Consider the following 1,067-nt stretch of genomic DNA (forward strand, 5'->3'; position numbering starts at 1 on the left):
TTGTAGATTACATTAACATCCGTGCCAACTTCTTCAATCGAAACCGTAACCTTGTCAAACAATCCCAATTGCTGCAACTGCTGTAAATCCGATCGTACAACTTCCCGGCTGTAGTTATCCCCCGCCTTGAGTTTGAGCTCACCTCGAATAAAATCTTCCGAAATTCTGCCCTCAACCGGATTCCCTTTTCTATCAACAGCCTCGCCTCTGGAATTGACAAAGCGAATTTTTACCTCTGCAACGTAAACGCCCTCAGCATTGACCGCTTGACTGATTTGTAGAGTACCGTCTAGCTGTCGGGCGTTGCTGTTTACGGCTTCGGGGGTTTCGGCATTTGCCGCGATCGTCGCCGGAGTTTTTAACAGAGATGTAAAATCTTTATGGTGGCTGGACTTGAGTGAGGGCGATTCCCTAGGGGATAGCTGCGCCGCGCCTACTTCTGGAGAATTTGCGAGTTCATCGGATGCCGGCAACTTCTGCACAGTTGGGTTCACCTCATCCGATTGGTGACTATTTAAGACTGGAACCGATAACCAATGTCGCTTGTCATCGAGTCTAGATCCCCCTAAATCCCCCTTAATAAGGGGGACTTTGAGCATATTTCTTGTCCCCCCCTTATTAAGGGGGGATCTAGACTTCGCTACAAACAACAGAGACAGTCGGTTTGACGTTAAGTTATCACCGATGACCTCATCCTCCTCCCTCTGCGCCCCCTGCGCCTCTGCGGTTCCCTCTCTAAACTCCGCCTCAGTCGGTGCGGCACTCGGATCGATCGCCCGCGCCCCCAATTCGCCGCCAGCCAGCGCAGCCAAAGTCAAAAATGCAATAATCGGAATTCGCATAGACATTAAATTTAAAGCACACCCAACGCATATTACCCAAAACCGGGCCCCCTGCATAATTAGCCGAAAAGAAACCCGGTATTTTTGAGGCTACCGGGTTTCTGGGATGCTGAAATGTGGGAAAGTTCGATCGACCGCGGGCGATCGGAAAATTTGTTTAAAGAGTTTGTCGAGAAACTCGTTTCTCAAAATGAGCCTGAGTCTGCTGCAACAGTTGTTCGCGAC

Annotated in this window: 1 protein-coding gene; it reads right to left on the bottom strand. The window is 49.8% G+C overall.

The annotated features are described in order from the left end of the window. On the bottom strand, window positions 1–848 hold an 848-nt coding region (locus QUA38_RS29155; RefSeq protein ID WP_333168037.1), incomplete at its 3' end, for a POTRA domain-containing protein. Between the last annotated feature and the right edge of the window lie 219 nt (window positions 849–1,067).

Origin of the sequence: Microcoleus sp. Pol12B4, from assembly GCF_036701385.1 — a bacterium.
Classification (GTDB): Bacteria; Cyanobacteriota; Cyanobacteriia; order Cyanobacteriales; family Microcoleaceae; genus Microcoleus.